The following is a 21,913-nucleotide window of genomic DNA, read 5'->3' as shown; positions in this document are numbered from 1 at the left end:
TTGGACACATACCCCACACCGATGACCCACCTACGATTCCACCGCCTCCTCACGCTGCTCTTGCTTCCCGTCTTCGCCTTCAGCTTCGCCGCGTGCGACAGCGACGACGCCGATGACGACGACGGGCAGACGATTGTCGAGGTCGCGCAGGCCACGCCCGACCTCAGCACGCTCGTCACCACGCTTCAAGCCGCCGAGCTCGTCTCCACCCTCAACGGCAACGGCCCGTTCACCGTCTTCGCCCCGGTCAACAGCGCCTTCGCCGCGCTCGACCAGGACCAGGTCGCCCGGCTCCTCGCCTCCGGCAACCAGGCCCTCCTCCAGAAGGTGCTGACCTACCACGTCATCCCCGGCCGCATCCTCGCCGCCGACCTCACCGACGGACAGACCGTCACGACCGTCGAGGGCAGCACGCTCACGATCGACCTCGACGGCGGCGCGAGCGTCAACGGCGTCGAGATCGTTCAGACCGACATCGAGGCCTCGAACGGCGTCGTCCACCTCATCAGCGGCGTGCTGACGCAGAACCTCGACGTCACGGACGTGGCGGTGCTGCAGGGCTTTGACACGCTCGTCGCGGCGCTCGGCGCGGCCGGCCTCGTCGACGACCTCCAGGGCGACGGCCCGTTCACGGTCTTTGCGCCGACGGAGCAGGCCTTCGCCGACCTCCTCGCCGCGCTCAACGTGACGGCCGAAGAGCTCCTTGCGCGGGACGACCTAGATGACATCCTGCTCTACCACGTGGTCGAGGGCGAAGCCTTCGCCTCGGACCTCAGCGACGGGCAGGTGCTCACTACGCTCGGCGGCGGCACGCTGACCGTCGACATTACCGGCAGCACCGTCTCGCTCGTCGGGGCCAACAATACCGTCACCGTCGTGGTGCCGAACGTGGACGTGTCGAATGGCGTCATCCACGCCATCGACGCCGTGCTCCTGCCGTAGTGCTCCACAGCGCGCGTCGTCGAGAGAACGGACGTTCTCTCCGGCAAACGCTGGGAGACGTAATGACCGGCGCAACGGGATTTCTCCGTTGCGCCGGTTTTCTTTTGCCTCTGTTTTAGTTGATGGTAGGTAGTCATCGCCGCATGGCGACGGGTAATGGGGATGACAACTCGCCAGGCGCCCGCTCACGTGGTTCACTTCGAGGCGTCGGGGCTCTCCCTTACTCTTGCATGGAGGCATCATGTCTAACTTCTACTCTGCATCTCGCGGGGCGCTCGCTGCACTCTCCGTCGCGCTCCTCTTCTTCGCTGCGACCCCGGCATGGGCGCAGACGTTCACCGCCGATCTCGCCGGGGCGAACGAAGTCCCGCCCGTCGACACCGACGCCTCCGGCGCGGTCGAGGCCGTGCTCGACGGGCTTTCGCTGACGGTGAGCGGCAGCTTCGAAGGGCTCGAGACCGACTTCAACACGGCCGTCGGCGCCCACATCCACCGGGGCGCCGCCGACGCGAACGGTCCCGTCATCTTCCCGCTCGACCCGACGCTCGACGGGGACAATCGCGGCGGCACGTTCGAGCCTGGCAACAACTCGTTCACGCTGACGCAGGCGCAGGCCGACGACCTCGCGGCAGGGCTGTACTACGTCAACGTCCACTCGGTCGGGAATCCGAGCGGCGAAGTTCGCGGCCAGCTCCTCGAAGCCGCTGGTGGCGCGCGCTTGCAGGTGATCCACAACGCCGCCGACCCCGGCGCCGCCGTCGTCGACGTCTACGTCGAGGAGGTCAGCACCGAGGAGCCGTTCATCGACGACTTCGCCTTCCGCACCGCCACGCCGTACGTGACCGTACCGGCCGGCGTCGCGCTGACCGTAACCGTCGCGCCCGGCAATTCCAACAACGCCGATGACGGGCTCGCGTCCTTCGAGTACACGCTCGAAGAGGGCGAGACGTATCAGCTCATCGCGAACGGCGTGCTCGACCCGAGCCAGTTCGAGGCGAACCCGAGCGGGGAGCCGATTGCCTTCACGCTCTTCGTCAACGGAGCGGGGCAGGAGGACAGCGACACGGCCGGCGAGATTCAACTCAACGTCGTCCACGGCGCGACCGACGCGCCGGCGGTCGACGTGATCGCCCGCGACGTGGCGACGCTCGTCGACGGCGCGACGTACGGCGACCTCACCGGGTACATCGGCGTGCCTGAAGGCCGCTACCTACTCGATGTCACGCCCGACGAGGCCAACGACGTGATCGTCGCGACGTTCGAAGCGGACCTCCGTGGCGCGGCGGGTGCGGCGCTGACCGTCCTCGCCTCCGGCTTCCTCTCGCCCGACAACGATCAGAACGGTGAAGCCTTCGGCCTGCTCGCCGTCTTCGCCGATGGCACGACGGCGCTCCTGCCGCAGCTCACCGATGCCCGCGTGCAGGTGATCCACAACGCCGCCGACCCCGCTGCGGCCGTCGTCGATATCTACATCGAAGAGGTGAGCACGGATGAGCCCGCGATCGGCGACCTCGCCTTCCGCGCCGCCACGCCGTTCATCGACCTGCCGGCGAACACGACGCTCTCGATCACGGTAGCGCCGGGCGACTCGGACAGCGCCGACGATGGGCTCGCGACGTTCCCCGTCGTCCTCCTTCCGGGTGCGACGTACTCGGTGATCGCGAACGGCGTGCTCGATCCGAGCCAGTTCGAAGCGAACCCGTCGGGCGAGCCGATTGCGTTCACGCTCTTCGTGGACGACGACGCGCAGGAAGCGTCGACGGAAGAAGACGAGGTGCAGTTCAGCGTCGTCCACGGCGCCACCGACGCGCCGACCGTCGACGTGATCGCCCGCGACGTGGCGACGCTCGTCGACGACGCGACGTACGGCGACATCACGGACTACATCGGCGTCCCGGCCGGCGCGTACACGCTCGACGTGACGCTCGCCGACGGCACGACGGTCGCGGCCACGTTCGCCGCCGACCTCAGCGGTGCGGCCGGCGTAGCGCTGACCGTGCTTGCCTCGGGCTTCCTCTCGCCGGAGAACGACCAGAACGGCCCGGCCTTCGGCCTGCTCGCCGTCTTCCCCGACGGCACGACGGCGCTGCTGCCGATAGGTGCCGTGTCGAACGAGGACGGAGCCGTATCGCCGACGGCGTTCACGCTCCGCGGCGCGTATCCGAACCCGGTGCAGGCCGCGACGACGGTGCAGTTCGATCTCGGCACAGACGCCCGCGTCAGCGTCGAAGTCTTCGACGTGCTCGGACGGCGGGTGCTGCAGACCGCGCCCGCACTGAAGGCAGCCGGCACGGCGCAGGAGGTCCGGATCGACGCGGGATCGCTGCCGTCTGGGGCCTACCTCTACCGCCTCACGGCGGAGACCGCGGCGGACACCCTCGTCCAGAGCGGTCGACTCACGGTGATTCGCTGAGGAGCATGCGCCCGAGCGAAACGCCGTAACAAAAGCGGGAGGGGCCGTAACCCCTCCCGCTTTTTTATGGAGTCGCGCCCTTCATCACGTCGGCGCGCATCTCGGTGGCGAGCGCGCGGACGATGGCTTCGAGCGAACCGGTCTCGGCATAGGCCCGGCGCTGCCGCTCGTACGAGGCTCCGTCGCGGAGGATCGTCCGGACGTCCTGCAGTTCGTCGTAGCAGCCGAGCTTCTGCGCGAACGAGCCGAGGTTCTCGACGAGGGCTTCGATCTCTTGCCGGAGCGGGGCGCGTCCGCCCTCGTTGTCCGTGATGATCTCGGCGCCGAGCCCGCTGCGGGCCGCCCGCCACTTGTTCTCGCGGACGATCCACGGGCGGAGGATGGTCATGTAGTGCCCTTCGTCGTAGTGCTCGCTGAGGCAGGCGACGAGGCTCTGGATGAGCGCCGAGAGGGCGGCGACTTCGGTGAGCGTCGAGGGCACGTCGCAGACGCGGACCTCGATCGTGCCGAAGTTCGGGTGCGGGCGGATGTCCCACCAGATCTCGCGGACCGACTGGATGGCGCCGGCGCGGATCAGCGTGTTCATGAACGACTGGAACTCGCCGTAGTTGGCGAGGCGGTACGGGAGGCCGGCGGTCGGCATCCCCTCGAAGATCTTGCTCCGCGCCGAGGCCAGCCCGGTATCCTCGTGGTCGGTGAAGGGGCTGGAGGCGGAGAGGGCGAGGAGGTGCGGGATGTACGTCGTGAGCGCGTTTGTGATGGCGATGGCCTTCTCCCCGCTGCTCACGCCGACGTGGACGTGGAGCCCGTAGATCAGCAGCCGCCGCGCGGGCCACTGGATGCGCTCGACGAGCATCTCGTACCGCTCGTTCGGGAAAATCTCCTGGTCGCGCCACTGCCCGAACGGGTGCGTCCCGGCGAGGGCGAACGCGAGCCCGACCTCGTCGCCGATGGCGTAGACCTCTTCGAGCGTCGCGGCGAGGTCGGCGCGGGCTTCGTCGACCGTCTCGCAGATGCCGGTGATGACCTCGACCGTCGACTGCGTCAGCTCCTGCTTGATCTTCGGGTGCTCGACGCCGTTCACGTTCACGCGGTCGAGGATGGCGAGCGAGCCCGACGTGAGGTTCATCGTGGCCGGGTCGAGGATCTGGACTTCGAGCTCGACGCCGAGCGTCGGGCGGGGCGATCCGCAGAAGGGGATCTTCGTGGTGGATTCGGAGGCCGTGAGCGGCATGGACGGGGTCGGCGTGTGGGTGGGCGGAGCGGTGCAATTAAACCGATAGGGCGGTCCCATGCAACCGGCGGGGCCGCGCACGGAGGAGCGACGGGGAGGTCGTACCTTTCAGCCCGTCCCCGCTGCTTATGTCCGCATCGTCTCCGTCCGCCGCGCGCGATCAGCGCAAGCTCGCCATGACCGCGAGCCTCGGCGTCGCTGTGCTGATGCTCGTGGGCAAGCTCGCCGCCTTCTTTATCACGGGCTCGACGGCGATCCTCTCCGACGCGCTGGAGTCGGTGATCCACCTCTTCGCGACGGGCATTGCTGCGGTCAGCCTGTGGTACGCCGCGCAGCCCCCCGATCCGGCGCACCCCTACGGCCACGGCAAAATCGCGTACTTCTCGAGTGCCTTCGAGGGTCTGTTGATCGCCGTCGCCGCCGTTGCCATCATCGTGACGGCGGCCGACGCGCTCATCACCGGGCCGGAGCTGCAGCAGCTCGGCGTTGGGCTCCTCATCACGGCCGTGCTCGCGGGGATCAACGCCGTACTCGGGATCGGGCTCATCCGCGTCGGCAAGCGGCACAACGCGATTGTGCTCGTGGCGAACGGTCAGCACGTGCTGACCGACATGTGGACGAGCCTCGGCGTGCTCGTCGGCCTCGGGCTCGTTTGGGTGACGGACATCTTGTGGCTCGACCCCGTCGTGGCGATTCTCGTCGGGGCGAACATTATCTGGACGTCGGTCCGCCTGCTCCGCCGGTCGTACGAGGGGCTGATGGAGAAGGTCGAGGCGGGGGACACGGCGCAGATCGTCGAGCGACTCCACGAGGCCGAGGTGCGCGGGACGGTGATGGGGTGGCACCAACTCCGCCACCGCCGCGTCAACGATCAGGTCTGGGTCGAGGTCCACCTCCTCTTCCCGCCGGCGCTCTCGATCACCGAGGCCCACGCCCGCGCTACGTCCGTGGAGACCGCCATTCGCAGCCTCTTCCCCAAAGACGACGTGCTCGTTACGTCCCACCTCGAACCCGACACCCACGAGCACCACCACCCGACGGCGGTCGAGACGGCTCACGACGCCCTCGCCACGCCGCCGCCGGAGTAGCGCGCCGATTAGGGCGGGACGTATCATAGCTGCCGCGTTTCCCCATGTCTCTCGCCGCCCGCCGCCCCATGCGCATCGCCATCATCGGGGGCCTCGCTGCTGGCCCCGCCGCCGCCGCCGAAGCCCTCCGCACGAACCCCGAGGCCGAGGTCGTGCTCTTCGAGCAGGGACCGCACATCTCGGTCGGCGCGTGCGAGATCCCGTACTTCGTCGGCGGCTTGATCGGGGAGGAGGCCGACCTCGAAGTGCTGACGCCGCGCGAGTTCGAGGCGACGCGCGGCGGGACCGTGAAGACGCGCCACCGGGTGACGGCGATCCGCCCGCGCGAGCGCTCGCTCACCGTCGAAGCCCTCGACTTTGGTAGCGTCCACGACGAGCGGTTCGACCGGTTCGTCCTCGCCGTCGGCGCCCGGCCGCGCCGCCTCGGGCTCGACGGGGAGGACGCACCGAACGTGTTCGCCGTGCGGACCTACGAGGATGCCATCGCCATCAAAGCGTATCTCGACGCCGAACCGGTGCGGCACGCCGTCGTCGTCGGCGGCGGCTACATCGGGCTCGAAATGGCGGAGGCGCTCCGCTCGCGCGGCGTCCGCGTGTCGATCCTCGAACGGGCGGGCCGCGTCCTTCCGGGCACGCTCTCCGACGACCTGAGCGCGCCCGTCAGCGAGGCCGTTCGCGCCGGCGGCGTCGTCGTCCGTGGCGAAGTTCCGACGGCGTTTGCGACGGATCGGTGGGGGCGCGTGAAGGCCGTGCACACGGATAAGAAAGAGATCATCGGCTGCGACCTCGTGCTCGTCGCGATCGGGCTGGAGCCGCGCACGGAGCTGGCCCGCGCCGCCGGCGTGAAGCTCGGCGCCACGGGCGCGATCGCCGTGGACGATGGGATGCAGACAAACGTCGCGAACGTCTGGGCCTGCGGCGACTGCATCGAAGTGCCCCACATCCTTCGCCGGAAGCCGGTCTACGTCCCGCTCGCGCCCGTCGGCCGACGCTCGGCTCGCGTGGCGGCGCGGAACGCGGCGCGGCAAGGCCGGGGCGACCGCGCCACGTTCGCCCCGATCACCGGCGCCGTCGGCGTCTGCGCGTTCGGGGTGGAGTCGGCCCGCGTCGGGCTGGGGCTGGAGGAAGCGCGGGAGGCCGGGTTCGACGCCGTGGCGAGCACGATCCGCCACTGGTCGCGGACGAAGGTCTACCCGAAGTCGAAGCCGATCTGGGTCCGGTTCGTCGTCGAGCGCGGGACGGGGCGATTGCTCGGCGGCGAACTCGTCGGGCAGGAAGGTGCCGGGCTCCGGGCCGACGTGCTCGTCCCGCTCATCCGCGAGGGCTACACGGCGCGGCAGATCGCCGACGAAGTAGACCTCATCTACAACCCGCCGATCGCGCCGGCCGTAGACCCGTTGCTGATTGCGGCTTCGGTGGCGGCGAAGGCGGCCGGCACTGTCAGACGCGGTCGTTCAGCCCGGTGACGCCGGATTTCTGGGCGCAGTGATCGCAGCAAAAATAGGTGCCGTCGGATTCGAGCCCGTGGCCGAGGATGCGGACGCCGCAGTTCTTGCAGTTCGGCGCGAGCTTCTGGGCGGCGCACTCGATGGAGTCGAACACGTACTGGTCGCCCGCGAACGTGGTGACGGTGAAGGATTTGTCGTATTCGTTGCCGCAGGTATCGCAGGTAGGCATGGGGAGGGGGGCAGACGGAAATGGAGGAGAGGACGCGCGGAAAGGTAGACACCGAACCATGCGGGTCGCAGATAGATCCGGGCCGCCGAACTCGCGCCCCGATGGGTCGTAGGTTGACGCCGTCTCCCTAGCCCGTGGCCTCTTTTATCTCTTCTCGCTATCGATGAGCTTCAGCCCCAACAGACAGTCATCCCCGACTTGATCGGGGACCCACCGGCCACCGCCCTCCTGTGGGTTGCCGCCATCGCGGGATGACGGGTAAAGGGGGGAGCCTGGAAGCGCATCTTTTCAGCGCCTGCGCTGAGATGACGAGGGGCGGGGCACACTTCGAGTTGTTCAACGAATGCAGCATCACTTTTCTGAACGCATGGCGCTTCCTGATTCATCCTCCGATCCCACCCTCGTATCCGCCCGCGAGCGAGCACTCGCCCGCCTCCTCCGCATCGAGCAGGAGGGAGCCTACGTCGGGCTCATGGACCACGGAGCGACCGACACCGAGGAGGACGCTCGCGAAGAGCGGCAGTCGGCCGAGTACGTCGCCGGGATCACGCGGCAGCGTCGGTGGCTCGACTTCCTGCTCTCCCATTTCTATCGGGGCGATCTGGAGAGCATGGAGCCCGTGCTCCGGCAGATCCTCCGCCTCGGGCTCTACGACATCCTCTTCCTCTCGACGCCCGAGCACGCCGCCGTCAACGAGGCCGTCGAACTCGCCAAGCGCCACGTCCGGCCGAAGGCGGGTGGGCTCGTCAACGGCGTGCTCCGCGCCGTGCTCCGGCAGCGCGACCGACTCCCCGAGCCCGACACCGGGCGGCCCGAGCGCGACCTCGCCGTCCGCCACTCGCATCCGACGTGGATCACGCGCCGCTGGCTCGATCGCTACGGAGAGGCCGAAACCGCCGCTCTTCTCGCGCACGACAACGCCCGCCCGCGCTACGCGCTCCGCATCAACACGCTGCGCACGACGCCGGAGCAGTTCCACCGCGATCTCGACGCGCTCGGGGTAGAGTGGACGCCGTCCGAGTGGCTCGACGACTTCGTGACCGTCGCCCAACTCCAGCCCGTGCTCCGCGAAGGGTGGCTCGCCGAAGGCCGCTGCGCCGTGCAGGACGAGGCCGCCGCTCTCGTCGTCCGTCTGCTCGACCCGAAGCCGGACGAGACGGTGCTGGACCCCGCCGCCGCGCCGGGTGGGAAAACGCTCTACGCCGCGCTGCGGATGGGAGACGCCGGCCGCGTGCTCGCGTTCGACGTGCATCCGAGCCGGGCGAACCTCGTCCGCGAAGCCGCCGCCGCGCACGGGCTGTCGTCGGTCGAAGTAGAAGCGGCGGACCTGCGCGAACTGGCCAAGCGACCGAACCCGCCGCAGGGCGACCGCGTCCTCCTCGACGCACCCTGCTCCGGCCTCGGCGTCCTCGCCAAACGCGCCGATCTCCGCTGGCGCCGCACGCGCGAAGAGATCGACCAGCTCACCGATTTGCAGGACGACCTGCTCGACGCTGCCGCCGTGCTCGTCCGCCCCGGCGGCCTGCTCGTCTACAGCACGTGCACGATCGAGCCCGAGGAGAATGCCGAGCGCGTCGCCGCCTTCCTCGCGCGCCACCCCTACTTCGAGGCCGAGCGCGCCGACGGCTTCGTGCCCGAGACGTTCGTGACGGCGGACGGCCACTTCGCCGCGCTCCCGCACCGCCACGGCACCGACGGCGCCTTCGCCGCCCGGCTGCGGAAAGGCTAGCCCGGCACCTCGTCCCAGAGTTTCTGGAAGAGGTAGAACTTGAGGTAGTGCGTCTCCGGCATCGACTCCAGCACGGGGTGGTCCGGCGGCTGGCCGCCGCGGTGGAGCAGGCGGAGGTGAGCGCCCGCCTTCTTCGCGCTGTAGTGGACGAGCTTGACGAAGTCGTCCTCGGAGACGGCCTGCGAGCACGACGCCGTGGCGAGGAGGCCGCCGGGCGGGAGGATCTGCAGCGCCGAGATGTTGATGCGCTGGTACGCCTTCATCGCGGCCTCGACGTGACGGCGGCTCTGGGCGAAGCCCGGCGGGTCGAGCACGATGAGGTCGAAGTCGGATTTCTCTTCGGCGAGGCTGCCGAGGCGGTCGAGCGCGTCGGCGGACTCGGTCGAGATGCGGTCGGAGACCCCGGCGAGTTCGGCGTTGTGGCGGACGCGGGCGAGGGCGTCCTCGGAGGCGTCGAGGAAGTGGACGTGGGCGGCCCCGGCGGCGGCGGCGTGGAGGCCGAAGCCACCGTCGGCGCAGAACACGTCGAGCACGCGGCGGCCCTTCGCAAAGGGGCGGATGCTGAGCCGGTTCAGCCGCTGGTCGATGAAGAAGCCTGTCTTCGGCCCGTTCAGCACGTCGACCTCGAACGGCACGCCGTGCTCCTCGATGCGGACGGGGCCGGAGAGCTCGCCGCGCAGCACGCCCGTCGATTCCTCGAGCCCGTCCTTCTCGCGCAGCGCCGCGTCGTTGCGCTCGACGATCGCGGAGGGCTTGAGCCGGGCTTCGAGCGCGTCGAGCAGCCACTCCTTCCGCTCGGCCATGCCGTACGAGAGCGTCGTGAACGTGAGCACGTCGCCGTAGCGGTCCACGACGGTGCCGGGCAGGCCGTCGCTCTCGCCGAAGACCATCCGGGCGTGCGTGGCGTCGGGGAATGCCGCCTCGCGGAGATCGACGGCGCGGTCGATCCGCGTTTTGAAGAATGCCGCGTCGATCTCGGCCTCGGCGTCGCGCGTCAGGAAGCGGACCGCGATGAGGGATTCGTCATGGTAGAGCCCGAGCCCGAACACCTCGCCTTCGAACGACTCGATCTGGACGACGGCGCCGCGCTTGGGCGTCGCACTCTTGCGGGCGAGCTGGTTGGCGAAGACCCACGGGTAGCCACGCCGGATCGCTTTGTCTTTGTGGGGGCGGAGGACGACGCGCGGGTAGTCGGGCATGGGGAGGGGAGGGTAGGGAAGCGGAGACGGGGGCCAACCTACGCCGGGGGCGTCGCTGCGTGCGCGGAGGCGCGGCCAACCCGGTGTGAAATAGTCGGGGTGGGTACGGCGTTGTGCTGGCAGGGCCGATAAATACCCCTTGCTCTCCGCGCCCGAATTGGCGATGTTTCCCCGGTTATCCCTCTCAGACGCCTGCCCCCGCGATGAATCTGCTCCGCTCGCTCGGCCTTCTCCTCCTCCTGCTCGCTGTGGCTGCGGCCCCCGCCGAGGCGCAGCGTGTCGCGAAGTACGGCGCCGACTTCCTCGCCGGCGGGGTTGGCGGGCGGGCGCTCGGGATGGGCGGAGCCTACGTTGCCCTCGCGAACGACGTCACGGCTGGCTACTGGAACCCCGCCGGGCTCAACGCGACGGCCTACCCCGAGGCCGCGTACATGCACGCCGAGCGCTTCGACGGCATCGTGCAGTTCGATTACGGCGCGGGCGTTTTCCCCGTCAACGCCCGCTCGACCGTCGGCATCTCGTTCTTCCGCAGCGGCGTCGACGACATCGCGAACACCCTCAACGCGTGGGACGCGCAGAACGACCGCCCGACGCCGGACTCGATCAGCTTCTTCTCCGCCGCCGACTACGCGTTCTTCGTCTCGTACGCCCGCCAGCTCAAGTCGAACCTCTCGGTCGGCGCGACGGCGAAGGTCATCCGCCGCGGCATCGGCGACTTCGCGACGGCGTGGGGCTACTCCGTCGACGTCGGCGCGCAGTACCGGCTCGGCATCTTCCAGTTCGGCGTCAACTTGCAGGACATCACGGGGATGCTGCAGTCGTGGAGCGTGGACAGCGAGGCGCTCGGCAACATCAGCGAGGTGTTCGGCCAGGACCTGCCGGTCGGCGGATCCGAGATCGTCCTCCCCGTGGCCCGCTTCGGGACCGGCGTCACGCTCCCGCTCACCGACGACATCGGCTTCACGACGGGGCTCGACTTCGACCTCGCCTTCGACGGGCAGCGCGCCTACGCCTTCAACTCCGGCGACGTGTCGTTCCACCCCCGCTTCGGGACGGAGCTGACGTACCGCAACGTCGTCGCCCTCCGCGCCGGCATCTCCGACGTGACGAGCTCCGAGCGCTTCGGCACCCAGGTCACGCCCACCGTCGGTGCCGGGCTCAACGTCGGCGCGTTCGACGTCGACTACGGCTTCGGCGACTTCGGCGGCATCCGCTCGGATCTGGGCTACTCGCACCGCGTCTCGCTGAAGTATACCCTCACGCAGGACGCGCTCGCCCGCGTCAACCGCTAAGTATGAAACGCGACGACTGGACCGGACTCGGGACGAGCGTAGGGCTCCACGCCCTGTTGCTGCTGATCTTTACGATCGTGTCCGGCGTCGCCGAGCCGCAGCCGCTCGGGCTGATCGAGGTCGAGTTCGGGCCGTTCGAGATGGCGCAGCCCGCCGCCCGCTCCGAGACGAAGCAGCCGGCGCCGACGCAGCCGCGCCCCGAGCCGCAGCCGGAGAAGCCCGCGCCGAAGCCGACGCCCGCGAAGACCGAGCCCGTCAAGCTCCCGACGCGCACGCCGACGCCCGAGCCCGAGCGCGTCCCCCCGCCAACGCCGGAGCAGACGGTGAACGAGCCGGAGCGGCAGACACAGCCCGAGCGCCCCGTCGCCGACCCCGCGCCGACCGAGCGCACCGGTGGCAACCCGGTGGGCACGACGGGCTCCACGTCCGAAGCGGGCGACGAGGGGACGAGCACGCAGCGCCGCGCCCCGTACTCGATCGACGGGCTGAACCGGACGCCGCGCCGCGCCCCCCTCCCGCGTAATCCCGGCGCCGTCGGGACGGTGACCGTCCGCGTGACGGTCGCTCCGAACGGGAGCGTCGTCGCGTACCCGCTCGTCCGCCGGGCCGGGCCGAACCTCGACCGCGCCGTGCAGGAGGCGATCCGAAGCTGGACGTTCAACCCGCTCCCGCCCGCCGCGCCGCAGGAGAATCAGTCGGGCACGATCACGTTCTTCTTCAGCCTGAACTGACCGGCGTCAGCCGCGCAGCCCGCCGAGCGTGCGCGCTTCCTTTTGTACGGCCTCGACGAGCGCCCGCCCGACGAATGCGAACGGCGAGCGGCCTTCGCCGCTGAACGCGTCGGCCGTGGCGTGGAGCGTGAGGAGGCTCGGTGCGGGCTCGTTCGTCAGCGCGGTGATCGGGTCCCAGCGGTCGGGGACGAACTTGGCCTTGAAGGCTTCGAGGCCTTCGAAGTTGTAGAACCGTTTGCCGTGGGCGCGGACCCAGCCGAGCAGGGCGCGGAGCCAGAGCGGGTTCTCCATGTCGGCCGGTGCCCGTTGTGAGAGCGGGGAGAGGCCGAGCGTGACGAAACTTGCGCCTTCTGCGGCGAGGGCGCGCATCGCCGCATCGAGCAGCAGCGTCGCCGTGCCGTTCGGGGCGCGGTCGCCGCGGACGAGCTGCTCGACGAGCCAGCCTTGCCGCGCGGGGATCGGCGAAGCCACGAGAAAAGCCACGGCCTCACCGTTCCGTTCAGCGACGAACATGCGGCGGTCGAGGAGCCGCCCGAGCGTTTCGGTCTCGACGAGGAAGCGCATCGCGGGCAGGCCGCGCGTCCGTAGCCACTCGGCGAGGCAGCGGCGCAGTTCGGGGTGATCGTGCGCCCGCCCCGCCGCCCATTCCGCGACGGCCACGCCTTTGTTCACCGCTCGATTGCGCTGCGCGCGAAGCGACGCTTTGTGACTGACGATCTCCGGCCAGTCCGCCGGGTCCCACGCCGGCTGCGCGCCGACGAGCATCTCGCTGTAGCCGGGGCGCCCGGCACGGATCGCGCGAAGGGGGGCGTCGGCGCCGAAATAGCAGACTCGGGCGCCGTGGCGTGCCGCCTCGGCCTCGAACGCCGTCGCGACCGCGTCGAGGTTGTCGGGTGCACAGACCGGCGAGCCGGCCACCACCCACATCCGCCACGACCGCACGTACCCGACGACGGCGTCGCCGTCGGGCCGGAACCATAAGCGGATGCCCGGATTGAGGATCTGATAGGCCGTCGCGTTCCACCCGTGGCGGAGCACGAGGGCGCGGGCACGGGCGAGGTCGGACAGCGGAGCCACGGGGTCGGTGCTCGTTCGCATCGTCGGCCCGTCCGTGTTCGGTGGATTTTTTGCCCGGTGTCAGCCGGTCCCCGTCAGAACGAGAGTCGCAGCGACAGCCCGGCTCCGCCCTGCGTGACGGTCGGCGAGACGCGGAGGCCGCTGGGGTGGCGCTGATGCCGGTTGGCGAGGGCGTAGCCCGTAAGGATCCCGATGGCCGCTCCCGCCACTACGTCCGACGACCAGTGATCGCCCCCGACGACGCGCGCGACGGCCGTCCCCGTCGTGACCCCGAAGAGGGCATAGGTGGCGGGGCTGGGGTAGTAGACCACCCACGGCGTGATGAGTGCGAAGGCGAGCGTCGTGTGGCCTGAGGGGAACGATTTCTGGTCCGAGAATGGCTCGAAGTCATACGGCCCCTCCAGCCGGTGGGGGCGCGCGCGCCCGGCGAAGCCCTTGAGCACGGATGCGAGCACATGCCCGTAGAGCCCGGCTTCGAGCGACGTGAACGCCGCGTCCTGCAGCCGCGCGTCCTCTGTCAGCAACGTCGCCCCGAACACGACCGCCGCTGCCGGCAGCGCGAGGTTCGGGTCGCCGATCAGGTTGGTCGTGTTCAGAAACGGGCCGAGGTCTTGATCGCGCTCTTCGCCCGCACTCCCGGTCAGCGTGTCGTCGGTGAGGGTGAAGAGGACGAGGGCGCTGCCCGCGCCGGCGGTGTAGATCGCGTGGCGCGACGTGAGCCCACGCAGCACGCCGAGCGGATCGTCCGTGGCCCAGCGGAGGAAGCGGCCGCCGTCGGTCTGCTGCGCGTGGGCCGCCGGCGCCACCAAGCTGACGAAGAGCGACACGGCGAGCAGGAGGGGCAACAACAGCGGTCGGGGTGGGGCCATCGGAGAGGGGATAGGCTCGGCAACGCACGGCAGACGGACGCTTGGACGGACCCTCCAGAGTAGCAAATTCCTTCCGCTCCCGCTACCGAAATAAACGAGCGCGGCCGACCGAAGATGGCGGCCGAAGCGGGCGCTAGAGGTCGACGACGAGTTCGGAGCGCACGAAGAGCTGGTTTGACGTGCCGTCCCACTGCTGGTAGTCGGCGAAGAGGAGGAGTGCGACATCGCGAATCGGCTCCCACGAGAGGCCGACGCTGAGGCCGATCCCCTCGAATCGCTCGCCCGCAAGGAACACCTTCGAGAAGTCGGTGAAGGGCGGCTGCCGCCCGTCGGTGATGTCGCCGCCGACGTTGCGGACTGTCTCTCCGGTCTCGGGGTCGATGATGTTCTCGCCGCGCCGGACGTAGCGCGCCTTCACGACGCCGCGTGTCCGCATCGGTCCCCACGCCCGCAGCCCGACCTCGACCTGGTCCGCGTTCGGGCCGAGCGGATGGCCGAGTCCGAAGCCGTTGTGCTGGTAGGCGTTGTAGAACGAGCCGTCGAGCAGGAAGCGGTGGGTGTAGACGAACGGCTCGATCCGCGTGTATTCGACCCACCCGAGCGCCGGGCCGAGGGCCGCCCCGAGCCCGGCCTGCACCGCCCACTTGTTGTTGAACGAGTTCTTCCCGAGGAGCGACGTGTCGAGGTCGTCGGCGAGGAACGTGGCGTAGGCTTCGACGCCGTCGGTCGGTCGGAGTACGGCTTCGAGCGCGAAGAGGGTGTTGTCGCGGTCCCAGAGCGCGTGCTCGGCCGGCTTGAAGGGGTTGACGGGGTTGAGGTACGCGAGTTCGGGGCCGCGCTGCCCGTAGACCACCATCTCCGTGAACGCGAGTTGGAGCCGGTGCCACGGGTTGAGCGTCAGCCGGTGGAACGCGAGGTAGCGTTCGGGGCCGAGGAGCACGGAGCTGTCCTCGTCGCCCGGCACGTCGAACGAGCGGTCGCCGAGCGCTCCGTGCATGAACTGGTACTGCACGACGCGGGTGTCGACGCCGAGGCGGACGAACGAGAAGTAGTCCGAACCCTCCGTCAGGATCAGCGCGTCGTCGAACGAGGCGCCGACGAGGAGGCGGGCGTGGGCGATCTCGGCGGAGAACACCCGGCCGGCTGCCCGCACCGAGGCCGTCGCCCGGTCGAAGTTGCCGGGGGGGATGTCGGTCCGGCCGATATAGTAGAGTGGGGCAAGGACGGGGTCGGACTGGAGCACGCGCGTGTCGCCTGCGACCTGCCCCCCGTTGAACGTGCCCGTATAGAAGCCGACGAGGCCTCGGTAATTCCCCTGAAGGACGCCTTCCGGCACGATTGCTACGCCGCTGTACGTCGCCTCGGCTTCCGAGCGCCGCGCCTGAACGCGGCCGATCGCGCTGAGCGCGAGCCGCCAGTCGTCGTCGCGGTGGTAGTAGAGGAATTTCTCCGTCTCCGCCCCCGTGGGAATCGCGATCCGTCCGCCCGCGCCGATTACCGTCTCGATGGCCGACTCAGGCTCGAAGACCTCGCGGCGGTACCGTGCCAGCCAGTCGGCGGTGACGGCGTTCATCGTGCCGGTGGTGCGCGCGGTGAGGCTGTCGAGCAGGCGCCCGACGCGGTCGCGCCCGAGCGGACGCAGTTCGTGGCGGTACTCGGGGAGCTTGCCCTGGACCCGCTGCTGGTGCAGGAACTCGTAGACCGGATGCTCGGCCGGGATGATTTCCGGCTGGGCGGAGGCCGGCGGGGCGAGGCACACGATGAGGAGTGCAGCGCTGAGGCGGAAGGGGAGGAGGCGCACGGGGGGTAAGCCGCAGGAGAAGGGGAGGGCGAGCCCAAAGCTATCACCGGCTCCACCCCGGCGCAACGCAGCCACACGTGCCCCGAAGTAGGGCATCGTAGCGTGCCCTGCTTGCATGATTCATCGGTAGTAGATACATTCGTGTGACCTCACTGTGATATTTCACCGGACCCGGGTAGGCCCTATCGGTAGCTTGCTACACGCGTAACAGAACCTCCCCACGCCTGTGGCTCGCAAAGCCGAATTGGCCGCGTTGCTCTTTAGCGACCTGGTCGCCCTGACTCTCGCCTACCTCGCGTTCCACGCCGCCCGCACCGAGTGGGGCTGGCTGGGGACGACGGCAGACGTATCCGTCTTCGCCCTCCCGTCGGTGGGCGTGCTCTCCGCCTTCTGGCTCGTGCTCTTCCTCTTCTCGGGGATGCACCGCGAGCGCCACGCTGCCAGCCGGTTCGACGAGTTCGTGGTCCTGCTCAAGGTGGTAACGGTCGGGACGCTCCTGCTCTTCTTCCTCCTCTTCATCGAGCGGCTCGACCCGCTCTCGGCACGGAAGGCGATCCTGCTCTACTGGGGCTGCGTGGTCGGGTTCGTCGCGGCCGGACGCTTCGCCGTGCGGAGCATCCAGAAAGCGCTGATCCTGCGAGGTCACGGGCTGCACAAAGCCGTCATCGTGGGGTGGAGCGCCCAAGTCGAGCAACTCTATCGCGAAGTCGCACGCTACCCCGCGGCCGGGCTCGAAATCGTCGGCGCGGTGCGGCTGCAGCCGGAGCCGGTGGCGGAGCTCGCGCTCGCTGGGACGGCGGACGCCTACCTCTTCGGCGGCGACGGGCCATCCGGCGACGGCCCGGCCGGCGACGGCCCCGCATCCACCTACCACGGCGACGTGGCGCCCTCGTTCAACAGCAACGGGCTCTCGACGGCCGTCCACTCCATCGCCGCGCTCCCCGGCCTCATCGACCGGCTCGGCGTGCAGGACGTGCTCATCGCCCTCGGCACCGACGACCACGCTTACCTCGACGAAGTCCTCCGCGTCTGCGACGGCCGCCCCGTCGCGCTCAAGCTCGTGCCCGACTTCTACACCGTGATCGGCGGAATGGCGCGGACCGAGCACATGTACGGGCTGCCGCTCATCGAAGTCCTCCCGGAGCCGATCCCGGCGTGGGAACGCCACACGAAGCGGATCCTCGACGTCGTCGTCAGCGCCGTCGTGCTCGTAGTCGGGATGCCACTGTGGCTGGCGGTAGCGGCCCTCGTCAAGCTCACCTCGGACGGCCCCGCGATCTACCGGCAGACGCGGGCGGGGCAGCACGGCAAGCCGTTCACGATGTACAAATTCCGCACGATGCAGGACGACGCCGAGCGCCACACCGGTCCCGTGTGGGCACAGAAAGGCGACTCGCGCTACACACCGATCGGCCCGTGGCTCCGCGCCCTCCGCATCGACGAGATCCCGCAGATGTGGAACGTGCTGAAGGGCGAGATGAGCCTCGTCGGCCCGCGCCCCGAACGCCCTTACTTCGTCGAGCGGCTCGCGCGCGAGATCCCGCTCTATAGCCGCCGCCACCGCATCCAGCCCGGCGTTACGGGCCTTGCCCAGGTGAAGTGGCGCTACGATCAGGACCTCGAAGACGTCCGGCAGAAGCTGAAGTACGACCTCTTTTACATCGAGAACATGAGCCTGCGCATGGACTTCCAGATCCTGCTCCAGACGATTCGTACGACGCTCGGTCGGCAGGGGCATTGAGCGATTGGGTTATCGGGAGATTCGCTGATTTGGTGATTGGGTGCTAACTTCGCCGCCCCGTTCCTTTCACGAGCCGCGCCGGATTGATCGGGTGCGGCTTTGCTATTCAACCCCTCGCTAGCGTCTGCCGTGGCTGCTGTGAAATCCAAACCCACGACCTCGAACTCCCAACCCGTAGCCGATCCCGCGGCGCTGTATCGCGCGCTCCGGCTGCCCCGGACGATCGAGGAGAAGATGCTGCGGCTGATCCGGCAGAACCGGCTCTCGAAGTGGTTCTCCGGCTACGGGCAGGAAGCCATCGCCGTCGGCTGCGCGTGGGCGCTCGGCGAGCGCGACGTGATCCTCCCGATGCACCGCAACCTCGGCGTGTGGACGACGCGCGGCCTCCCGCTCGACCGGCTCTTCTGCCAGCTCATGGGGAAGGAGGGCGGCTTCACGAACGGCCGCGACCGGACGTTCCACTTCGGAACACTCGAGCACCGCATCGTCGGGATGATCTCGCACCTCGCGGCGATGCTGCCCGTCGCGACCGGCTTCGGGCTCGCGTCGCAACTGAAGGACGAGGGTTTCGTCGCCTGCGCGTTCGTCGGCGAAGGGGCGACGCGGGAGGGCGATTTCCACGAGGCGCTCAACCTCGCCGCCGTGTGGAAGCTGCCCGTGCTCTTCGTCGTCGAGAACAACCGCTACGGGCTCTCGACGCCGACGAACGAGGCGATGGCCGTCGAAGACATCGCCGACGCGGCGGCGGGCTACGGGATGGCGGGCGAGGTCGTGGACGGCAACGATGTGCTCGCCGTGATCGACGCCGTGGCGCGGGCGGCCGCGCGGGGCCGAGCGGGCGAGGGGCCGACGCTGCTGGAGATGAAGACGTTTCGGATGCGCGGGCACGAGGAGGCGAGCGGGACGAAGTACGTGCCCGACGCGCTCATGGAGGCGTGGTCCGACCGTGATCCGTTATTGCAATATCAAAGACACGCCCTCGCCGAAGGCTGGCTCTCCGAGACCGAGGTGGCCGAGATCGACGCCGCACTCGCCGCCGAGATCGAGGAGGTCGCCGAGTGGGCCCTCCGGCAGCCCGACGTCGAGAGCGATTTGGAGACGGAGCGCGCCGCGCTCTTCGCCCCGTCGTCCGCCGCGACGACCACACCAGAGGGCGCGGCCACCGAGAAGCGCTTCATCGACGCCGTGCAGGACGGGCTCCGGCAGGCGATGGAAGCCGACGACCGCGTCGTGCTGATGGGGCAGGACGTGGCGGAGTACGGCGGCGTGTTCAAAGTCACGCAGGGCTTCGTCGAGCAGTTCGGCAAAGCCCGCATCCGCAACACGCCGATCATTGAGAGCGGCGCGCTCGGCTGCGCGATGGGGCTCGCGCTCGAAGGCTTCTCGCCCGTCGTCGAGATGCAGTACGCCGACTTCATCACGTGCGGGTTCAACCAGATCGTGAACAACCTCGGCACGACGCACTACCGCTGGAACGAGCCGCTGAACGTGACGATCCGCGCGCCGTTCGGCGGGGGGATCGGGGCGGGGCCGTTCCACTCGCAGAGCCCCGAGGCGTGGTTCGCGCACGCGCCCGGCCTCAAAGTCGTTATCCCCGGCACGCCCGCCGATGCGAAGGGCCTGCTGATGGCGTCGATCGAAGACCCGAACCCGGTCCTCTTTTTCGAGCATAAGCACCTCTACCGCTCGCTCAAGGGCGACGTGCCGGATGCGCCGTTCACGATTGCGCTCGGTGAGGCCAACGTGGTGCGCGAGGGCGCGGATCTCACGCTGGTGACGTGGGGCGTGGGCGTGCAGTGGGCTCGCGAAGAGGCCGCGCACTGGGCCGAGCGCGGGGCGGAGGTCGAGATCGTCGACCTGCGGACGCTCGTGCCGTGGGACCGGGCGACGGTGCTCCGCTCGCTCGCGAAGACGAACCGGCTGCTCGTGCTCCACGAGGCACAGCGGACGGCCGGCTTCGGGGCTGAAGTCGCCGCCCAACTCATCGAGGAGGGGTTCGAGCACCTCGACGCACCGCCGATCCGTGTGGCGTCGGAGGACCTTCCGATCCCGTTCTCGAAAGGGGTCGAGGCGCAGGTCTACTCGGCGCGGGGCAAGCTGCGCGCGGCCGTCGAGCACGTGCTCGCCTACTGAGGCGCAGCCGGCACCGGTTTTTCCGGGCGCTCCGTGTGCGCTTCCTCTTGCAATTCGTGGTTGATGGCGACGGCCGCCTGCGCGCCCTCGGCCGCCGCGACAACGATGAACTCGGTGTCGCCGTCGGCATCGCCGGCCACGAAGAGGCCGGGCACGCACGTGCCTTTGTTGGACTCGGTGACGATCTCGCCTCGCTCGTCGCTTTCGCAGCCGAGCAGGCGGGGGAGCGGGGAATGTTGCGTGCGCGACGTGTTGAAAAAGAGCGCGCGGCATTCGAGCGGCGGGCCCTCCGCGAAGCAGACTCGTTCGAGCACGTCGCTGCCTTCGAGCCGGGTCACCGGCTCCTCGCGCAGGGCAACCCCATTCGCGTCGAGCCACGCCCGGTCGTCGTCGGAGATGGGTTCGCCGTCGGTGCAGGCGGTGACGTCGCCGGACCACGTCGTGAGCGCGACGGCGGCCCCGATGACGGCGCGGCCTCGGCCAAACGCGGCAATCGGCTCGTCGCGGTGCTCCCACGCGTCGCAGTACGGGCAGTAATACAGGCCGCGCCCGAAGAAGTCATTCGCCCCATCGACATCGGGGAGCCGGTCGCGGATGCCGGTGGCGAGGAGGAGCTTCCGCGAGCGGAGCGTCCGCCCATCTTCGACCGTGACCTCGAACGCAGCGTCGGAACCCTCGTCGAGCGTGCGCGCCTCCGTCACCTTCGCGTTCACGATGTCGACGCCGTAGCCCTCGACCTCTTCACGTCCAAGCCGGAGGAAGTCAGCGGGGGCCATGCCGTCGCGCGTGAGGAAACCGTGGAGCGCGCGGGACGGCGCGTTGCGCGGCTCGCCGGCATCGACGACGAGCACGGAGCGCCGGCAGCGGGCGAGGACGAGGGCGGCGTTGAGCCCGGCGGGGCCGCCGCCGACGATGAGCACGTCGTAGGTCTGCATAGGAGATGCGGGCGAGGGGAGGGGTGAAAGGGCGCGGGATCGGCGTCGGTTCCGCGCTGAAATGCGCAAGTCTGGAACCTCCACTCGCCATCGTTCGGTTTGAGTAGAGCCGCGCGCCCGGCCTCTCTTTGTGCGGCCTCGCCCCTCTCCTTTCCTCTTCCCTCTGCCATGTCCGACGACCAGAAAAACAAGGATAAAAACGCTTTCCCGCCGCAGCATCAGGGCGATCAGCCCGGCGACGAACACGAGATGACGCCGCAGCCGGCGTTCGAGAACCCCGATTACCCGGGTTCGGGCAAGCTTGACGGCAAAGCGGCCCTCATCACAGGCGGCGACAGCGGGATCGGCCGCGCCGTCGCCGTCCTGTTCGCCCGCGAAGGCGCCGACGTCGCCATCGTGTATCTCGACGAAGAGAAAGACGCCCGCGCGACGAAGCGCGCGGTCGAGGAGGAGGGCACGCGGTGCCTGCTCATCCAGGCCGACGTTAAGCAGGAAGCGGAGTGTCGTCGCGCCGTCGAAGCCACGGTGGAGGCGTTCGGCCGGCTCGACGTGCTCGTCAACAACGCGGCCGTCCAGTTTCTGCAGAAGCGGATCGGCGACATCACAGAGGAGCAGCTCGATACCACGTTCCGAACCAACATCTTCGCGCACTTCTTCACGACGAAGGCCGCGCTCGAACACCTCCCCGAAGGCGGTGCGATTATCAACACGTGCTCCGTCACGGCCTTCCGCGGCAGCCCCGGCCTGCTCGACTATTCCAGCACGAAGGGGGCGATCGTGGCCTTCACTCGGTCGCTCGCGCAGAACGAGGAGGTGCTGGAAAAGAAGATCCGCGTCAACTCCGTCGCGCCCGGCCCGGTGTGGACGCCGCTCATTGTCGCCTCATTCGACGAGGAGAAGGTGGCCGAGTTCGGGACCGACGTGCCGATGGGACGGGCGGGGCAGCCGGAGGAGATCGCGCCGGCCTACGTCTACCTCGCCTCGAACGACTCCTCCTACGTGACCGGACAGACGATCCACATCAACGGCGGCGAGGTCGTCGGCGGGTAGCG

General features: G+C 69.2%; 17 protein-coding genes. 10 read left to right on the top strand and 7 right to left on the bottom strand.

Going from position 1 to position 21,913, the window contains the following annotated elements:
• The first annotated feature begins 21 nt into the window (after positions 1–21).
• Together ABJF88_14835 and ABJF88_14830 are read left to right on the top strand one after the other, a co-directional pair.
• Positions 22–942 (top strand): fasciclin domain-containing protein, encoded by a 921-nt coding sequence (locus ABJF88_14835; protein MEP0548209.1) that lies wholly within the window; start codon positions 22–24, stop codon positions 940–942.
• A gap of 241 nt (positions 943–1,183) precedes the next feature.
• Positions 1,184–3,355 carry a DUF4397 domain-containing protein gene (locus tag ABJF88_14830; protein MEP0548208.1) on the top strand — a complete coding sequence of 724 codons (2,172 nt, stop codon included), beginning with the start codon at positions 1,184–1,186 and terminating at the stop codon, positions 3,353–3,355.
• A 64-nt stretch (positions 3,356–3,419) separates the two neighbouring features.
• Here the strand turns inward: ABJF88_14830 and ABJF88_14825 are convergent, their stop codons facing one another.
• Positions 3,420–4,589: a glutamate--cysteine ligase gene (locus tag ABJF88_14825; GenBank protein MEP0548207.1), complete on the bottom strand. Its 1,170-nt coding sequence runs from the start codon at positions 4,587–4,589 to the stop codon at positions 3,420–3,422.
• Positions 4,590–4,717: 128 nt separating this feature from the next.
• On the opposite strand from ABJF88_14825, the gene ABJF88_14820 reads away from it, so the two are divergent.
• Both ABJF88_14820 and ABJF88_14815 read left to right on the top strand, forming a co-directional pair.
• Positions 4,718–5,677: a cation diffusion facilitator family transporter gene (locus ABJF88_14820; GenBank protein MEP0548206.1), complete on the top strand. Its 960-nt coding sequence runs from the start codon at positions 4,718–4,720 to the stop codon at positions 5,675–5,677.
• 44 nt (positions 5,678–5,721) lie between these two features.
• Positions 5,722–7,143, top strand: a complete 1,422-nt coding sequence (locus ABJF88_14815; GenBank protein MEP0548205.1) for an FAD-dependent oxidoreductase — start codon at positions 5,722–5,724, stop codon at positions 7,141–7,143.
• Here ABJF88_14815 and ABJF88_14810 read toward each other — a convergent pair.
• Complete coding sequence (locus ABJF88_14810; GenBank protein ID MEP0548204.1) at positions 7,118–7,354, bottom strand: hypothetical protein; 237 nt, start codon at positions 7,352–7,354, stop codon at positions 7,118–7,120. The genes ABJF88_14815 and ABJF88_14810 overlap by 26 nt on opposite strands.
• A gap of 367 nt (positions 7,355–7,721) precedes the next feature.
• On the opposite strand from ABJF88_14810, the gene rsmB reads away from it, so the two are divergent.
• Positions 7,722–9,083 carry a 16S rRNA (cytosine(967)-C(5))-methyltransferase RsmB gene (rsmB, locus tag ABJF88_14805; GenBank protein ID MEP0548203.1) on the top strand — a complete coding sequence of 454 codons (1,362 nt, stop codon included), beginning with the start codon at positions 7,722–7,724 and terminating at the stop codon, positions 9,081–9,083.
• On the opposite strand, the gene ABJF88_14800 is transcribed toward rsmB, so the two are convergent.
• Entirely contained in the window at positions 9,080–10,282 is a 1,203-nt protein-coding gene (locus tag ABJF88_14800; GenBank protein MEP0548202.1) for a class I SAM-dependent rRNA methyltransferase, read from the bottom strand. The two genes, rsmB and ABJF88_14800, sit on opposite strands and share 4 nt — an antisense overlap.
• Positions 10,283–10,485: 203 nt before the next feature.
• Between ABJF88_14800 and ABJF88_14795 the strand changes: the two genes are divergently transcribed.
• Both ABJF88_14795 and ABJF88_14790 read left to right on the top strand, forming a co-directional pair.
• On the top strand, positions 10,486–11,574 hold the full coding sequence (locus ABJF88_14795) for a PorV/PorQ family protein (protein MEP0548201.1): 1,089 nt from the start codon (positions 10,486–10,488) through the stop codon (positions 11,572–11,574).
• A 2-nt stretch (positions 11,575–11,576) separates the two neighbouring features.
• Positions 11,577–12,305: a TonB family protein gene (locus ABJF88_14790; protein MEP0548200.1), complete on the top strand. Its 729-nt coding sequence runs from the start codon at positions 11,577–11,579 to the stop codon at positions 12,303–12,305.
• A 6-nt stretch (positions 12,306–12,311) separates the two neighbouring features.
• Here ABJF88_14790 and ABJF88_14785 read toward each other — a convergent pair whose 3' ends face one another.
• From ABJF88_14785 to ABJF88_14775, 3 genes are all read right to left on the bottom strand, one after another.
• A complete protein-coding gene (locus ABJF88_14785) occupies positions 12,312–13,382 on the bottom strand; it encodes a DUF2156 domain-containing protein (GenBank protein ID MEP0548199.1) in 1,071 nt (356 codons plus the stop codon).
• Between the two features lie 74 nt (positions 13,383–13,456).
• Positions 13,457–14,251: a phosphatase PAP2 family protein gene (locus ABJF88_14780; GenBank protein ID MEP0548198.1), complete on the bottom strand. Its 795-nt coding sequence runs from the start codon at positions 14,249–14,251 to the stop codon at positions 13,457–13,459.
• Between the two features lie 133 nt (positions 14,252–14,384).
• Positions 14,385–16,052 (bottom strand): hypothetical protein, encoded by a 1,668-nt coding sequence (locus ABJF88_14775; protein ID MEP0548197.1) that lies wholly within the window; start codon positions 16,050–16,052, stop codon positions 14,385–14,387.
• A 226-nt stretch (positions 16,053–16,278) separates the two neighbouring features.
• Between ABJF88_14775 and ABJF88_14770 the strand changes: the two genes are divergently transcribed.
• Together ABJF88_14770 and ABJF88_14765 are read left to right on the top strand one after the other, a co-directional pair.
• Positions 16,279–17,793: a sugar transferase gene (locus tag ABJF88_14770; protein ID MEP0548196.1), complete on the top strand. Its 1,515-nt coding sequence runs from the start codon at positions 16,279–16,281 to the stop codon at positions 17,791–17,793.
• A gap of 138 nt (positions 17,794–17,931) precedes the next feature.
• Positions 17,932–19,926 (top strand): dehydrogenase E1 component subunit alpha/beta, encoded by a 1,995-nt coding sequence (locus tag ABJF88_14765; GenBank protein MEP0548195.1) that lies wholly within the window; start codon positions 17,932–17,934, stop codon positions 19,924–19,926.
• Here the strand turns inward: ABJF88_14765 and ABJF88_14760 are convergent.
• Positions 19,920–20,861 carry an NAD(P)/FAD-dependent oxidoreductase gene (locus tag ABJF88_14760; protein ID MEP0548194.1) on the bottom strand — a complete coding sequence of 314 codons (942 nt, stop codon included), beginning with the start codon at positions 20,859–20,861 and terminating at the stop codon, positions 19,920–19,922. The genes ABJF88_14765 and ABJF88_14760 overlap by 7 nt on opposite strands.
• Before the next feature lie 168 nt (positions 20,862–21,029).
• Here ABJF88_14760 and ABJF88_14755 point away from each other — a divergent pair, with 168 nt between their 5' ends.
• Positions 21,030–21,911 carry an SDR family oxidoreductase gene (locus ABJF88_14755; GenBank protein MEP0548193.1) on the top strand — a complete coding sequence of 294 codons (882 nt, stop codon included), beginning with the start codon at positions 21,030–21,032 and terminating at the stop codon, positions 21,909–21,911.
• Positions 21,912–21,913 lie beyond the last annotated feature (2 nt).

Source organism: Rhodothermales bacterium, assembly GCA_039944855.1.
Lineage (GTDB): Bacteria > Bacteroidota > Rhodothermia > Rhodothermales > JANQRZ01 > JBBSMX01.
This window is presented reverse-complemented; position numbering and strand designations above follow the sequence as displayed.

Coding starts and splice junctions, on each gene's coding strand:
- ABJF88_14830 (MEP0548208.1), top strand. CDS start 1,184: ATGTCTAACTTCTACTCTGCATCTCGCGGGGCGCTCGCTGCACTCTCC.
- ABJF88_14820 (MEP0548206.1), top strand. CDS start 4,718: ATGTCCGCATCGTCTCCGTCCGCCGCGCGCGATCAGCGCAAGCTCGCC.
- ABJF88_14815 (MEP0548205.1), top strand. CDS start 5,722: ATGTCTCTCGCCGCCCGCCGCCCCATGCGCATCGCCATCATCGGGGGC.
- ABJF88_14790 (MEP0548200.1), top strand. CDS start 11,577: ATGAAACGCGACGACTGGACCGGACTCGGGACGAGCGTAGGGCTCCAC.
- ABJF88_14755 (MEP0548193.1), top strand. CDS start 21,030: ATGTCCGACGACCAGAAAAACAAGGATAAAAACGCTTTCCCGCCGCAG.
- ABJF88_14800 (MEP0548202.1), bottom strand. CDS start 10,282: ATGCCCGACTACCCGCGCGTCGTCCTCCGCCCCCACAAAGACAAAGCG.
- rsmB (MEP0548203.1), top strand. CDS start 7,722: ATGGCGCTTCCTGATTCATCCTCCGATCCCACCCTCGTATCCGCCCGC.
- ABJF88_14810 (MEP0548204.1), bottom strand. CDS start 7,354: ATGCCTACCTGCGATACCTGCGGCAACGAATACGACAAATCCTTCACC.
- ABJF88_14835 (MEP0548209.1), top strand. CDS start 22: ATGACCCACCTACGATTCCACCGCCTCCTCACGCTGCTCTTGCTTCCC.
- ABJF88_14780 (MEP0548198.1), bottom strand. CDS start 14,251: ATGGCCCCACCCCGACCGCTGTTGTTGCCCCTCCTGCTCGCCGTGTCG.
- ABJF88_14795 (MEP0548201.1), top strand. CDS start 10,486: ATGAATCTGCTCCGCTCGCTCGGCCTTCTCCTCCTCCTGCTCGCTGTG.
- ABJF88_14825 (MEP0548207.1), bottom strand. CDS start 4,589: ATGCCGCTCACGGCCTCCGAATCCACCACGAAGATCCCCTTCTGCGGA.
- ABJF88_14760 (MEP0548194.1), bottom strand. CDS start 20,861: ATGCAGACCTACGACGTGCTCATCGTCGGCGGCGGCCCCGCCGGGCTC.